Here is a 12,097-nt window from a genome sequence, read left to right as displayed (position 1 = left end):
GTTTCCTAGTCGCCGACACTCCTGACCCTAACGATCACGCTTCGATGGCTCCCGCCAAAAGTGCCGCGCCAAAGTCCGATCACGTGGGCCATCGCAAACGACTGAGGGACCGTTTTCTTAAGGTCGGGGGCGATGCCTTCGAGGACTACGAACTGCTGGAGCTGGCTCTGCACCTGGTCATCCCGCAGAAGGACACCAAGCCGCTGGCAAAGCAGTTGCTGAAGGAGTTCGGGTCTTTTTCGGGCGTGTTCGCTGCCAGCGAAGCGCGCCTGCGCAACATTGACGGGCTTGGAGAAACCTCGGTGGCCAATCTCAAGGTCATCCAGGCCGTCGCCGCCCGTTTCGGCCGCGACCGGATCGCCGTGGAAAAGCCGATCCTGTCCTCTTGGTCCCAGCTGATCGACTACTGCACCACCCAGATGGCCTTCGAGAGCATCGAGCAGTTCCGCATCCTCTTCCTCGACAAAAAGAACCGGCTGATTGCCGACGAGGTGCAGCAAACCGGCACCGTCGATCACACTCCGGTCTACCCGCGCGAAGTGATCAAGCGCTCGCTCGAACTAGGCGCCACGGCGCTGATCTTGCTCCACAACCACCCGTCGGGCGACCCGTCGCCCTCTTCGGCCGATGTGCGCATGACCCGCGAAATCGCGGATATAGCCAAGCCGCTCGGCATCACGCTGCACGACCATCTCGTGATCGGCAAGAACGGCCACGCCTCGCTGCGCGCGCTCAAGCTGATCTGAGCCTAGCCGAAGGTCGCCAGCACCGGGAAGGTCTCGAGAAACCAGAACGAGATGCGGGTAAAATTGCCCGTGAGGAACAGCACCCCGGTCACGACCAGCAAAGCGCCCATCACCCGCTCCACTGTGTGCAGGTGCTTCTTGAAGCCGTTAAAGAACGTCAGGAACGGCCCGATAGCAATGCCGGCCAGGAAAAACGGCACACCGAGTCCAAGAGAATATAGCCCGAGCAGCGATGCGCCCTCCCAGGCCGTGTCCCGGCTCGCCGCCACAGACAGCACTGCAGCCAGCACCGGCCCAATACACGGGGTCCATCCGATCGCAAAGGCTAGGCCCAATAGGAACCCGCCCAGCGGACCGCTGGCAACGCCCGGCCCCTGATGGCGCACCTGCCGATCCAGCAAGGCGATCCGGTACACGCCTAGGAAATGCAGCCCCATGGCGATGATCAGGAGGCCGGCCAGCGGCGTGAGGATCGGCAACGCCTGCCGGAACACCTGCCCAAACGCCGTGGCGGTGGCGCCCAGCGCAATGAACACGACGCTAAACCCAAGGATGAAAAACACCGAAGTGCCCATCACCCGCCGCTGCAGCGCCCCCGCGCCACCCTCTTCGGCCCGCAGCTGGTCGAAACTGGCGCCGCTCATATAGGTCAGATAGGGCGGAACAAGGGGCAGCACGCATGGGCTGAGAAAACTCAGCACCCCGGCGCCAAACACCATCGGCAGCGAAAACTCCACAACACAGCTCCGTTGATCGCGACCCTGTGTAGCGCGTCACCCGCACAAAGCAACCGCCACACCGCCGCATCGCCCCCTTGTGAAACCCGCGCCCGCACTACGCACTGCCTTGTCGGCGCCGTGCCCCTTATGTAGAGCAAAGGCTTCTCCTGCGGCAAAAGGCCAGCCTCATGACCCAACCCATCCGCATCGCTCCCTCCATCCTCTCGGCAGACTTTGCCCGGCTGGGCGAGGAAATCAGCGCTATCGATGCGGCGGGTGCGGACTATATCCATGTGGATGTGATGGACGGCCATTTCGTGCCCAACATCTCCTTTGGCCCCACCGTCATGGCTGCCGTGCGTGCCCGCACCAAAAAGCCCTTCGACGTGCATCTGATGATTTCTCCGGTGGATGTCTATCTGCCGGCCTTCGCTGCGGCGGGGGCCGATATCATCACCGTCCACGCCGAAGCGGGTCCGCATCTTCACCGCACGCTCCAGGCCATTCGTGGCCTTGGCGTAAAGGCGGGGGTTGCGATCAATCCCGGCACCCCGGTATCAACCATTGAACCCGTGCTCGACGATGTCGACCTGGTTCTTGTGATGAGCGTCAATCCCGGCTTTGGCGGGCAAAGCTTTATTCCCTCGACGCTTTCGCGCTTGCGCCAGGCCCGTGCCCTCATTGGCGGCCGCCCGATCGATCTGGAAGTGGATGGCGGCATTTCCGCTGACAATGCTCGCGCAGTGGCGGAAGCGGGCGCCAATGTATTTGTTGCCGGCTCCTCCATCTATGGCAGCAACGATCCCTCCACCTATGCCGCGCGCATTGCCGCCATCCGCGACGCGGCCACAACACTCAGTGTCTGATCCGCGGCCGCAGGGCCTGAGCCACCTGACCTTCATCGTGGCCGACCTGGACCGGATGGAAACCATCCTCACCCGGGTGCTTGGGGCGGAAAAGATCTACGACAGCGGCAGCACGACCTTTTCGCTCTCGCCCGAGCGCTTCTTCCTGCTGGGCGATGACGAACTCTGGATCGCCATCATGCAGGGCGACCCCCTACCCGCCCGCAGCTACAATCATGTCGCCTTCAAGATCGCCGAAGCCGACTTCGAGCTTTACCGCGAGCGCATCACAGCTTTAGGGCTCGACTTGCGCGAAGCCGCCCCCGCCTTGCTGAAGAAGGCCGATCGCTTTATTTCGAAGATCACGACAATCACCTGTTCGAACTTCATACCGGAACGCTGTCGGAACGCCTGACGCGCTACCGGGCCGCGCCGCCTGCTCAAACTCAAGGTCCAGATCAATGATCCCTCGCTATTCCCGTCCCGAAATGGTCGCCATCTGGTCCGCCGAAACGCGCTTTTCCATCTGGTTTGAGATCGAGGCGCACGCGACCACCAAGCTCGCTGAACTTGGCGTCGTGCCCAAGGAAGCCGCCCAACGCATCTGGGACGTGATGAATGCCCGCAAGGCCGAGCATGGCGACTACGCCTTCGACGTCGCCCGGATCGATGAAATCGAGCGCACCACCAAGCACGACGTCATCGCTTTCCTCACTCACCTCTCCGAAATTGTCGGCCCCGAAGCCCGCTTCGTGCATCAGGGTATGACCTCGTCCGATATCCTCGACACAACGCTCTCGGTCCAGCTTGCCCGCGCCGCCGACCTGCTGATCGCCGATGTCGACGCGCTTTTGGCCGCCCTCAAGCGCCGCGCCCTTGAGCACAAGCACACCATAACCATCGGCCGCTCGCACGGCATCCACGCCGAACCCACGACCTTCGGCGTCAAGCTGGCCGAAGCTTATGCCGAATTCACCCGTAACCGGCAGCGTCTCGTTCACGCCCGCGAGGAGATCGCCACGGCCGCCATTTCGGGCGCGATCGGCACCTTCGCCAATATCGATCCCTCGGTTGAGCAATATGTCGCTAACAAACTCGGCCTTGCCATCGAGCCGGTGTCCACCCAGGTGATTCCGCGTGACCGCCACGCCATGTTCTTCGCGACCCTGGGCGTCGTCGCCTCCTCGATCGAACGGGTCGCCGTCGAGATCCGGCATCTCCAGCGCACCGAAGTGCTCGAGGCCGAGGAATATTTCTCGCCGGGCCAGAAGGGCTCCTCGGCCATGCCGCACAAGCGCAATCCGGTGCTGACCGAGAACCTAACCGGTCTTGCCCGACTGGTGCGCGGCATGGTCACCCCCGCGCTCGAAAACGTCGCCCTCTGGCATGAGCGCGACATTTCGCACTCCTCGGTCGAGCGCATGATTGGCCCTGACGCTACCGTCACCCTCGATTTTGCCCTCGCACGCCTCACCGGCGTCATCGACAAGCTTGTGGTCTATCCCGAGAATATGCGCCGCAATCTCGACCTGCTCGGCGGCCTGCATAACTCCCAGCGCGTGCTGCTGGCCCTCACCCAGGCCGGCTACTCGCGCGAGGACAGCTATGCCGCCGTCCAGCGCAACGCCATGCAGGTCTGGGAAATGCGGGGCGACCGCACCGGGCAGTTTGCACGCAACCTAAAGGCCGACCCGGCCGTCTCCCTGTCTGACGAGCAGATCGACGCCATGTTTGACGATGCCTATCACCTCAAGCATGTCGACACGATCTTTGCCCGGGTATTTGGGGAAACGGCATGAAGCTGTCCGAAGCTGACATTCTGATCATTCCGGGCCTGGGCGGCTCCCCGTCCGGTCACTGGCAGCAACGCTGGGCCGAACGCATGGCCAATGCCGCCATTGTCGAGCAAGCCGATTGGGACGAGCCTGACCCCGACGACTGGATTTCGACGATCGAGCAGGCCGTGTTGATGGCGACCCGGCCCGTTGTGCTGGTTGCCCATTCCCTGGGCGTGCTTGCCGCCGTGGGCGCTGCCGGCCGCTTGACCGACACCAAGGTGCGAGGCGCCTTCCTCGTAGCGCCGCCCGATGTCGAACTGCATCCCGATGCGCCCGAAGCGGCGATTGCCTTCCGCCCGATCCCGCGCGACCCGCTGCCCTTCCCCTCGCTGATGGTTGCGTCCACCAATGACCCCTATTGCACGGTCGAGCGCGCCGTGGAGTTCTCGACCTGCTGGGGCTCGGAATTTCACGAAGCAGGCGAAGCGGGTCACATCAACCTCGACTCGGGGCATGGCCCCTGGCCTGAGGGGCTCTTGATGTTCACCCGCTTGATGCAGCGCATCCGCCAATAAAAAACCCGCGGGCACTGCTCGCGGGCTCTCAACTCATTGGAGATGGGACGAACTCAGCCCTCGGCTGCAATCTGCTCGCTGGCCGTCTGCTTGAGCTGGGCCATCTTCTGGCGAATCACGTCCTCGCCGATGTTCAGCCCCTTGGCCTTGAGGTCGCCCGAAACCTTGCGGAACACGTCCTCGTCGCCCGCTTCGGCGAAATCGGCCGCGACCACTTCCGCCGCATAGCTCTTGGCTTCATCCGCAGGCAGACTCATCAGTTCCGCCGCCCAGATACCCAGCAACTTGTTGCGGCGCGCTTCTGCCTTGAACTGCTTTTCAGCGTCAAAGGCGAACTTGGTTTCCTCGCCCCGCCGACGATCTTCGAATCCGCTCATGCAACACTCCGATTGCTTCGCCGCCCTCCCTTTGGGGCCGCCTTCAGTCTCGACATAGGCGGTCGGCGCGGCCAAATCAACGCTTCGGCGGCAGGCGCAACACTCCACCTGCGGCACTCTGCACACCGCAGGGCTTTGGAAGCTGACTCGAAATAGCTTGCATTTTTGCGCGGTTCTGGCGCATGAAGCGGCCCATTCCTCCCCTTCCCCTTCATCGCTATTGGACCCCTCATGACCCGTCGGCGCAGAATCTATGAAGGCAAGGCCAAGATTCTTTTCGAAGGCCCCGAGCCCGGGACCCTGGTTCAGTATTTCAAGGACGATGCCACCGCTGGCAATGGCGCCAAGCACGACGTCATTGACGGCAAGGGCGTGCTGAACAACCGCATCAGCGAGTTCATCTTCACCAAGCTCAATGGCCTTGGCATTCCCACGCACTTCCTCAAGCGCATCAACATGCGCGAACAGCTGATCAAGGAAGTCGAGATCATCCCGCTCGAGATCATCGTGCGCAACTATGCCGCCGGCTCGCTGGTCAAGCGCCTCGGCCTTGAGCCCGGCACGCAGTTGCCCCGCTCCATCATCGAGTTTTGTTACAAGGACGATGCCCTGGGCGACCCCATGGTCTCCGAAGAGCACATCACGGCCTTTGGCTGGGCCACCCCCGCCGAGCTCGACGACATCATGTCGCTCGCCATCCGCGTCAACGACTTCCTGACCGGCCTTTTCATGGGCGTCGGCATCCAGCTGGTCGATTTCAAGATCGAGTGCGGTCGTCTCTATGAAGGCGACATGATGCGCATCGTTCTGGCCGACGAAATCTCGCCCGATAGCTGCCGCCTCTGGGACATCAAGACCCGCAACAAGCTCGACAAGGATCGCTTCCGCGAAGACCTTGGCGGCCTCGTCGAGTCGTACCGGGAAGTAGCGCAGCGCCTCGGCATCTTGGTGGAAACCGAGAATGCCCTGACCACCGGCCCGCGTCTGGTCCAGTAACTACTCGTTTAGGACAACACCATGAAAGCCCGCGTTACCGTTACGCTCAAGCCAGGCGTCCTCGACCCGCAAGGTCAGGCGATTGAAGGATCTTTGGCCAGCCTGGGCTTTGCGGGTGTTGCATCTGTGCGACAGGGCAAGGTGTTTGATATCGAGCTGCACGGAACCGAGGAGTCGGACGTGCGTTTTCAGATCAACAGCATGTGTGAACGCCTGCTGGCGAACACCGTGATCGAAAACTACGCCGTCGAAATTCTCGATTAACGCCTTTGTTGTATTTTTATATTCGCGCCGTTCTTGGGGGCGCAGGACCATATTGCCATGCTTAAAACCGTTTCCCTCTCGGTCATGTTCTTCGCCACTCTCGGCCTGATGTTTGCGGCCTACGCTTCGGTTCCGGTCTGAAGCTCCCAAGCGTCCCGGCCCCGTTCACCTGCCCTTCACCGGAGCAGCTGACAGCGCGTTAATCTTGTTCCAAGCTCAACCGTCACTTCACCTCCGTTCAACCCTATAAGGGGCTCGAACTGGCGCGGAGTGAACCATGAGAGAGAGCAAGCAACGCCTGGATTGGGTCGATACTGCCAAAGGCATTTCGATCCTTTTGGTGGTGATGATGCACTCGGCGATCGGGGTTGGTGAAGTCACCAACCAGGTCAGCTATCTGCACTGGATCATTGCTTGGGCCTCGCCATTCCGCATGCCCGAGTTCTTCTTGATCTCGGGCCTATTTCTTTCACAGGTCATTGATCGCGACTGGCGGCGCTATGCCGACCGGCGTGTGGTCCATTATCTTTACTTCTACGCGCTCTGGGCCGTGATCCACCTCCTGTTCAAGGAAGCGGTTGGCGCTGGCCATCCGGTAACGGCCATGACCCATATGCTCTGGGCCATTGTCGAGCCCTATGGCGTGCTGTGGTTCATTTACATGCTCGCCGCCTTCAGCGCCGTGGCCAAGCTACTCCACAACGCCAGGGCGCCCCATTGGCTTGTGCTCATCGGCGCCGCTCTGCTCCAACTGGTCCATGTTCAGACCGGCTGGTATCTGCTCGACCAGTTCGCCGAGCACTTCATCTATTTCTATTCCGGCTACGCCTTCGCACCGGTCGTGTTCCGGCTGATTGCCTGGGCGCAGGACCATGTCGTCCAGACCTTGGCTGGCCTCTCGCTTTGGGCACTGCTCGAAACACTGCTGGTGTTCTCGCCAGGTTATCGGGTTCTGCCCATGACCATCCATATGGGCCTGTCGACCGCCCCGGGCATTCACCTGGCGCTGGCGCTTGCCGGCTCTGTCGCCCTTTGCGTTGTTGCGGGCCTGGTGTCCAAGCTTGCGTTCATGGATTGGCTGCGCTGGCTCGGAGCTCAGTCTATAGTGGTCTACCTGGCCTTCGCCCTGCCCATGGCCGCGACCCGCATCCTGCTTGTCAGAGTCGGATTCACCAATGCTGATCTGATCAGCACCCTGGTGATGGCCAGCGCCGTCCTTACGCCCTTGGTCCTGTTCTGGCTGATCCAGCGGACCGGGCGCGGCCGGTCCCTGTTCGAACGCCCGACTTGGGCCCGCCTGCCCGGCACGCCGGGTGCGCGAATCGGCACAACGGCCGTGCGGACGCCAGCGGAATAGGCGCTCTTCGGCTCTTGCCCCTTGCCTTTTGCCGCAAGAGCCACGACAAGGTCCCCGCATAATCCCTAGCTCGCGAGGACCCCGCCGATGAAGGCCGCTGTCATCATCTTTCCAGGGCTTAACCGCGACCGAGATATGGTTGCTGCGCTCACCAAGATTTCCGGCCGCGCGCCAACGACGGTCTGGCACGGAGAACGTTACCTTCCCGAAGCCGACCTGATCGTCATTCCCGGCGGTTTCTCCTACGGCGACTATTTGCGTTGCGGCGCTATTGCTGCCCGCTCCCCCATCATGGACGCAGTGCGCGAGCGTGCAACCGATGGCGTTCGCATCCTGGGCGTCTGCAACGGCTTTCAGATCCTGACCGAAGCCGGTCTCCTGCCCGGGGCCCTCATGCGGAACACCTCGCTCAAATTCGTCTGCCGCGAGGTCAAGCTGCAAGTCGCCAATGCAGATACGCCCTTTACCCGGCTTTACCAGCAAGGCCAGGTTGTCCGCTGCCCCGTAGCGCATCACGATGGCAACTACTTCGCCGATGCCGAGACGATCGAGCGGCTCGAGGGCGAAGGCCGGGTGGCCTTCCGCTATGCCGACGGCACCAATCCCAATGGTTCGATCAACGACATCGCCGGCATTCTCAACGAGAACAAGAATGTCCTGGGGATCATGCCGCACCCGGAAAATTTAATCGAGCTCGCCCATGGCGGCGATGATGGCCGCGCGCTCTTTGCCAGCGCCCTTGATCTCGTCGCTTGACCCAGCCGCTCCAGCCGGACAGTTCAACCATGCCCTACGACAATCACATCGCCATCACGCCTGAACTCGTCGCCGATCATGGCATCAAGCCCGACGAGTTCGACAAGATTGTTGCCCTGATTGGCCGGCAGCCGACCTATACCGAGCTGGGCATCTTTTCCGCGATGTGGAACGAGCACTGCTCCTACAAATCCTCCAAGAAGTGGCTCAAGACTCTTCCAACCACCGGCCCTCGCGTCATCCAGGGTCCGGGCGAGAACGCTGGCGTGGTTGATATCGGCGACGGCCAGGCGGTCGTCTTCAAAATGGAGTCGCACAACCATCCGAGCTTCATCGAGCCCTATCAGGGCGCCGGCACCGGCATGGGCGGCATCTTGCGTGACGTCTTCACCATGGGTGCCCGTCCTGTTGCCGCCATGAACGCGCTGCGCTTCGGCGCGCCCGACCACGAAAAAACCCGCCACCTAGTGTCGGGGGTTGTCGCCGGCATCGGCGGGTATGGCAACGCGTTTGGCGTGCCCACCGTTGGCGGCGAGGTCGAGTTCGATCCGCGCTACAACGGCAATATCCTCGTCAATGCCTTTGCCGCTGGCTTGGCCGATACCGACAAGATCTTCTACTCCAAGGCGGAAGGCGTCGGCCTTCCGGTGGTTTATCTCGGCGCCAAGACCGGCCGCGATGGCGTCGGCGGCGCCACCATGGCCTCGGCCGAGTTTGGCGACGACATCGAGCAGAAGCGCCCCACCGTCCAGGTCGGCGACCCCTTTACCGAAAAGCGCCTCCTTGAAGCCTGCCTCGAACTCATGCCCACCGGCGCCGTCATCGCCATCCAGGACATGGGTGCGGCCGGGCTGACCTGCTCGGCCGTGGAAATGGGCGCCAAGGGCGATCTCGGAATCGAGCTGAACCTCGATATGGTTCCGGTCCGCGAAACCGAAATGACGCCCTATGAGATGATGCTCTCCGAGTCCCAGGAGCGCATGCTGATGGTGCTGCATCCGGCCAAGGAAGCCGAAGCACGCGCCGTGTTCCAGAAATGGGAACTCGATTTCGCGACCGTGGGCAAAACCACCGACGATCTGCGCTTCCGCGTCATGTGGCGCGGCGAGGAAGTCGCCAACCTCCCCATCAAGGAGCTCGGCGACGAAGCTCCCGAATATGATCGCCCCTGGATTGAGCCGGCCCGGCCCGCACCGCTCGCTGCAAGCGACGTCCCGCAGATGGATGTCGCCGACGCTCTCCTCAAACTCATGGGCGGCCACCAGATCGCCTCGCGCCGCTGGGTCTACGAGCAGTATGATACTCTCATTGGCGGCAACTCGCTCCAGCGTCCCGGCGGCGATGCCGGTGTCATCCGCGTCGATGGCCATGCCGCCAAGGCGCTCGCCTTCTCGTCCGACGTCACCCCCCGCTACTGCGAGGCCGACCCCTTTGAAGGCGGCAAGCAGGCCGTGGCCGAGTGCTGGCGCAACCTGACCGCTACCGGCGCCGAGCCACTGGCGGCCACAGACAACCTCAATTTCGGCAATCCCGAACGCCCCGAAATCATGGGCCAGTTGGTCGGCGCGATCAAAGGCATCGGTGAGGCCTGCCGCGCGCTTGAGTTCCCGATCGTCTCCGGCAATGTCTCGCTCTACAACGAAACCAATGGCCAAGGCATCCTTCCCACCCCCACCATTGGCGGCGTCGGCCTGATCGATGACTGGTCGAAGATGGTCCGTACCGGCTTTGCGTCAGCGGGCGAAGTCATCCTCCTCGTGGGCGCGCCGCCCCAGCGGGGGACCCATCTCGGACAGTCCATCTATCTGCGCGATCTCTTCGGCCGTGCCGATGGCGCTCCACCGCCGGTTGACCTCGCCCATGAAAAGCGCACGGGCGATTTCGTACGCAAGCTGATCCGCTCGGGCATCGCCACTGCCGTGCATGACCTCTCCGACGGCGGCCTTGCCGTGGGGCTGGCGGAAATGGCCGTAGCCTCTGGCATTGGCGCTACAGTCGTCGACCTCGAGGACCAGGACCCCATTCTGCAATACTTTGCCGAAGATCAGGGGCGCTACCTTGTCACCGTGAACCTGGACCCGCAGGGCGAGGAACTGGCCGAACTATGGGCCGAGGCCCAGGCGCTCGGCATCTTTGCGCCCTGGATCGGCTCCACTGGGGGCACGGACCTTGTCCTCGGCGCCGCTCGCCCCCTCCCCCTGGCGCAGCTGAAGTCGGCGCATGACGACTGGTTCCCCAGCTTCATGTCCGGCATGGCTGCCGACAATGCCGGCCATTGAAGCGCCTCGGCGACCATGCAATATCGAAGTGACCGGCCACGTCGCCGGCGAACTATGACGGAGTAGCGCTATGCCAATGGACGCAATCGAGATCGAGCGCCGCATCAAGGCCGCGCTACCCGATGCCGAAATCGACATTCGCGATCTGGCCGGCGACGGCGATCACTACGCCGCCACTGTCGTGTCCACCGCGTTTAAGGGCAAATCGCGCGTGCAGCAGCACCAGATCGTTTATCAGGCGATTGGCGGCGACATGGGCGGTGCCCTCCACGCTTTGGCGCTGCAAACCAGCGCCCCGCCCGAGTAAGCACCATGTCGCTGCGCGACTCGCTCGATCTCATCCGCATGGTCCGCCCGGAAGCGGGCACATCGGCAATCGAGCACGAGATTGTTGCCGAGCGCGCGTCATCGCTCGGCAGCGCCGAAGCCCGGGTGATAGCGGCAATGGCAGCGCTCGCCGAGCCCGACTCGAACCGCCAGCAATGTCTTGAAACTGCCCGCCAGGCGGTCTGGGCCTACTTCGTTCAGCGTGAACTCATCGGCTTCCGTAGTCACAATGATGTCATCCGCGAACTCAAGATCACGCCCGAAGTGCTCGTCGGACTGGGCGCGGCGCCCTCTCGCCGCTAGAGCCGCGTGATTTCGCTGCCACTGTTCTCGACACCGCTGGGACGATGACCTATTTATCTACCAACAATGTCCGCTTTTCGGAGCGTGCAAGCGAGAGAGCAGCCATGACCGACATCAACGCCTTCATCACCGACAAGGTAACCAACAACGACGTGTTCCTCTTCATGAAGGGGTCGCCCGATTTCCCGCAATGCGGTTTTTCTGGCCAGGTCGTTCAGATTCTCAACTATCTCGGCGTTGAATATGGCAGCGCCAATGTGCTGGAAAGCGCCGAACTGCGCGACGGCATCAAGGCCTTTACCAACTGGCCGACCATTCCGCAGCTCTATGTGAAGGGCGAGTTTGTTGGCGGCGCCGACATCGTGCGCGAGATGTTCCAGGCTGGTGAACTGCAGTCCCATTTCGAACAGGCCGGCATCCCGGTCAAGCAAAGCGCCTGATCGCGCCCAACTCAGACAACAACGCCGGCCCTCGGGCCGGCGTTGTTGCTTCAAACCTCGATATCGGCTGAAAAGCGCAACTCCCGCATCGGCTGCACCTTGCGGGTCGTTTCCGCATAAGTGGGATGGGCCTTGTAAGCTGCCAGTGCAGCGGCATCGGCGAACTCGGCATAAACCACCACATCGATCTCATTGGAGATCTGGTCGACCTTGCTGTTGCGCCGCACCTCGAAGTGGGACGAGTGCGGGATAGTGCCCAGCGGCTCAAGGCCCTGGCAGATCGCCTCGATCTTGTCGGGTGATGGGGCGGTGAAGAATATGATGTGGCGGATCAA

General features: G+C 62.2%; 15 protein-coding genes and 1 pseudogene. 13 read left to right on the top strand and 3 right to left on the bottom strand.

Translation table 11 applies throughout. The features are described 5' to 3' along the window. The first annotated feature begins 44 nt into the window (after nt 1–44). Entirely contained in the window at nt 45–746 is a 702-nt protein-coding gene (gene radC, locus AC3YOG_RS17675) for a RadC family protein (protein WP_489936117.1), read from the top strand. A 2-nt stretch (nt 747–748) separates the two neighbouring features. Here radC and AC3YOG_RS17670 read toward each other — a convergent pair whose 3' ends face one another. Continuing rightward, nucleotides 749–1,483, bottom strand: a complete 735-nt coding sequence (locus AC3YOG_RS17670; RefSeq protein ID WP_489936023.1) for a cytochrome c biogenesis CcdA family protein — start codon at nt 1,481–1,483, stop codon at nt 749–751. Nucleotides 1,484–1,653: 170 nt separating this feature from the next. Between AC3YOG_RS17670 and rpe the strand changes: the two genes are divergently transcribed. The 4 genes and pseudogenes from rpe to AC3YOG_RS17650 all read left to right on the top strand — a co-directional run bounded on the left by rpe (nt 1,654) and on the right by AC3YOG_RS17650 (nt 4,663). Further along, a complete protein-coding gene (gene rpe / locus AC3YOG_RS17665; RefSeq protein ID WP_489889100.1) occupies nt 1,654–2,331 on the top strand; it encodes a ribulose-phosphate 3-epimerase in 678 nt (225 codons plus the stop codon). A gap of 55 nt (nt 2,332–2,386) precedes the next feature. Next, nucleotides 2,387–2,775, top strand: a pseudogene (locus AC3YOG_RS17660) (VOC family protein). Continuing rightward, nucleotides 2,772–4,109, top strand: a complete 1,338-nt coding sequence (gene purB / locus AC3YOG_RS17655) for an adenylosuccinate lyase (RefSeq protein WP_489936022.1) — start codon at nt 2,772–2,774, stop codon at nt 4,107–4,109. The pseudogene AC3YOG_RS17660 and the gene purB overlap by 4 nt, the downstream one beginning before the upstream one ends. Further along, nucleotides 4,106–4,663 carry an RBBP9/YdeN family alpha/beta hydrolase gene (locus tag AC3YOG_RS17650; RefSeq protein WP_127753418.1) on the top strand — a complete coding sequence of 186 codons (558 nt, stop codon included), beginning with the start codon at nt 4,106–4,108 and terminating at the stop codon, nt 4,661–4,663. Before purB ends, AC3YOG_RS17650 begins: the two co-directional genes overlap by 4 nt. A gap of 53 nt (nt 4,664–4,716) precedes the next feature. Here AC3YOG_RS17650 and AC3YOG_RS17645 read toward each other — a convergent pair whose 3' ends face one another. Next, complete coding sequence (locus AC3YOG_RS17645) at nt 4,717–5,040, bottom strand: DUF1476 domain-containing protein (RefSeq protein ID WP_489889098.1); 324 nt, start codon at nt 5,038–5,040, stop codon at nt 4,717–4,719. Between the two features lie 231 nt (nt 5,041–5,271). Here AC3YOG_RS17645 and purC point away from each other — a divergent pair, with 231 nt between their 5' ends. From purC to grxD, 8 genes are all read left to right on the top strand, one after another. Then, nucleotides 5,272–6,036, top strand: a complete 765-nt coding sequence (purC, locus tag AC3YOG_RS17640; protein WP_489889097.1) for a phosphoribosylaminoimidazolesuccinocarboxamide synthase — start codon at nt 5,272–5,274, stop codon at nt 6,034–6,036. Between the two features lie 21 nt (nt 6,037–6,057). Continuing rightward, nucleotides 6,058–6,300, top strand: a complete 243-nt coding sequence (gene purS, locus AC3YOG_RS17635; RefSeq protein WP_127753421.1) for a phosphoribosylformylglycinamidine synthase subunit PurS — start codon at nt 6,058–6,060, stop codon at nt 6,298–6,300. A gap of 277 nt (nt 6,301–6,577) precedes the next feature. Then, entirely contained in the window at nt 6,578–7,657 is a 1,080-nt protein-coding gene (locus AC3YOG_RS17630) for an acyltransferase family protein (protein ID WP_489936021.1), read from the top strand. A gap of 87 nt (nt 7,658–7,744) precedes the next feature. Further along, nucleotides 7,745–8,413: a phosphoribosylformylglycinamidine synthase subunit PurQ gene (gene purQ, locus AC3YOG_RS17625; RefSeq protein ID WP_489936020.1), complete on the top strand. Its 669-nt coding sequence runs from the start codon at nt 7,745–7,747 to the stop codon at nt 8,411–8,413. A gap of 29 nt (nt 8,414–8,442) precedes the next feature. Then, entirely contained in the window at nt 8,443–10,692 is a 2,250-nt protein-coding gene (gene purL, locus AC3YOG_RS17620) for a phosphoribosylformylglycinamidine synthase subunit PurL (protein ID WP_489936019.1), read from the top strand. A 70-nt stretch (nt 10,693–10,762) separates the two neighbouring features. After that, a complete protein-coding gene (locus AC3YOG_RS17615; RefSeq protein WP_127753425.1) occupies nt 10,763–10,999 on the top strand; it encodes a BolA family protein in 237 nt (78 codons plus the stop codon). 5 nt (nt 11,000–11,004) lie between these two features. Further along, nucleotides 11,005–11,322, top strand: coding sequence for a DUF6665 family protein (locus AC3YOG_RS17610; RefSeq protein WP_127753426.1), 318 nt, complete (start codon nt 11,005–11,007; stop codon nt 11,320–11,322). A gap of 104 nt (nt 11,323–11,426) precedes the next feature. Further along, complete coding sequence (gene grxD, locus AC3YOG_RS17605; protein ID WP_489936018.1) at nt 11,427–11,762, top strand: Grx4 family monothiol glutaredoxin; 336 nt, start codon at nt 11,427–11,429, stop codon at nt 11,760–11,762. A gap of 50 nt (nt 11,763–11,812) precedes the next feature. Here grxD and AC3YOG_RS17600 read toward each other — a convergent pair whose 3' ends face one another. Continuing rightward, nucleotides 11,813–12,097, bottom strand: a complete 285-nt coding sequence (locus tag AC3YOG_RS17600) for a Dabb family protein (RefSeq protein ID WP_489889201.1) — start codon at nt 12,095–12,097, stop codon at nt 11,813–11,815.

This window comes from Devosia sp. Z6_126, assembly GCF_058133495.1.
This window is presented reverse-complemented; position numbering and strand designations above follow the sequence as displayed.

Coding starts and splice junctions, on each gene's coding strand:
- radC (WP_489936117.1), top strand. CDS start 45: ATGGCTCCCGCCAAAAGTGCCGCGCCAAAGTCCGATCACGTGGGCCAT.
- rpe (WP_489889100.1), top strand. CDS start 1,654: ATGACCCAACCCATCCGCATCGCTCCCTCCATCCTCTCGGCAGACTTT.
- purB (WP_489936022.1), top strand. CDS start 2,772: ATGATCCCTCGCTATTCCCGTCCCGAAATGGTCGCCATCTGGTCCGCC.
- AC3YOG_RS17650 (WP_127753418.1), top strand. CDS start 4,106: ATGAAGCTGTCCGAAGCTGACATTCTGATCATTCCGGGCCTGGGCGGC.
- AC3YOG_RS17645 (WP_489889098.1), bottom strand. CDS start 5,040: ATGAGCGGATTCGAAGATCGTCGGCGGGGCGAGGAAACCAAGTTCGCC.
- purC (WP_489889097.1), top strand. CDS start 5,272: ATGACCCGTCGGCGCAGAATCTATGAAGGCAAGGCCAAGATTCTTTTC.
- purS (WP_127753421.1), top strand. CDS start 6,058: ATGAAAGCCCGCGTTACCGTTACGCTCAAGCCAGGCGTCCTCGACCCG.
- AC3YOG_RS17630 (WP_489936021.1), top strand. CDS start 6,578: ATGAGAGAGAGCAAGCAACGCCTGGATTGGGTCGATACTGCCAAAGGC.
- purQ (WP_489936020.1), top strand. CDS start 7,745: ATGAAGGCCGCTGTCATCATCTTTCCAGGGCTTAACCGCGACCGAGAT.
- purL (WP_489936019.1), top strand. CDS start 8,443: ATGCCCTACGACAATCACATCGCCATCACGCCTGAACTCGTCGCCGAT.
- AC3YOG_RS17615 (WP_127753425.1), top strand. CDS start 10,763: ATGCCAATGGACGCAATCGAGATCGAGCGCCGCATCAAGGCCGCGCTA.
- AC3YOG_RS17610 (WP_127753426.1), top strand. CDS start 11,005: ATGTCGCTGCGCGACTCGCTCGATCTCATCCGCATGGTCCGCCCGGAA.
- grxD (WP_489936018.1), top strand. CDS start 11,427: ATGACCGACATCAACGCCTTCATCACCGACAAGGTAACCAACAACGAC.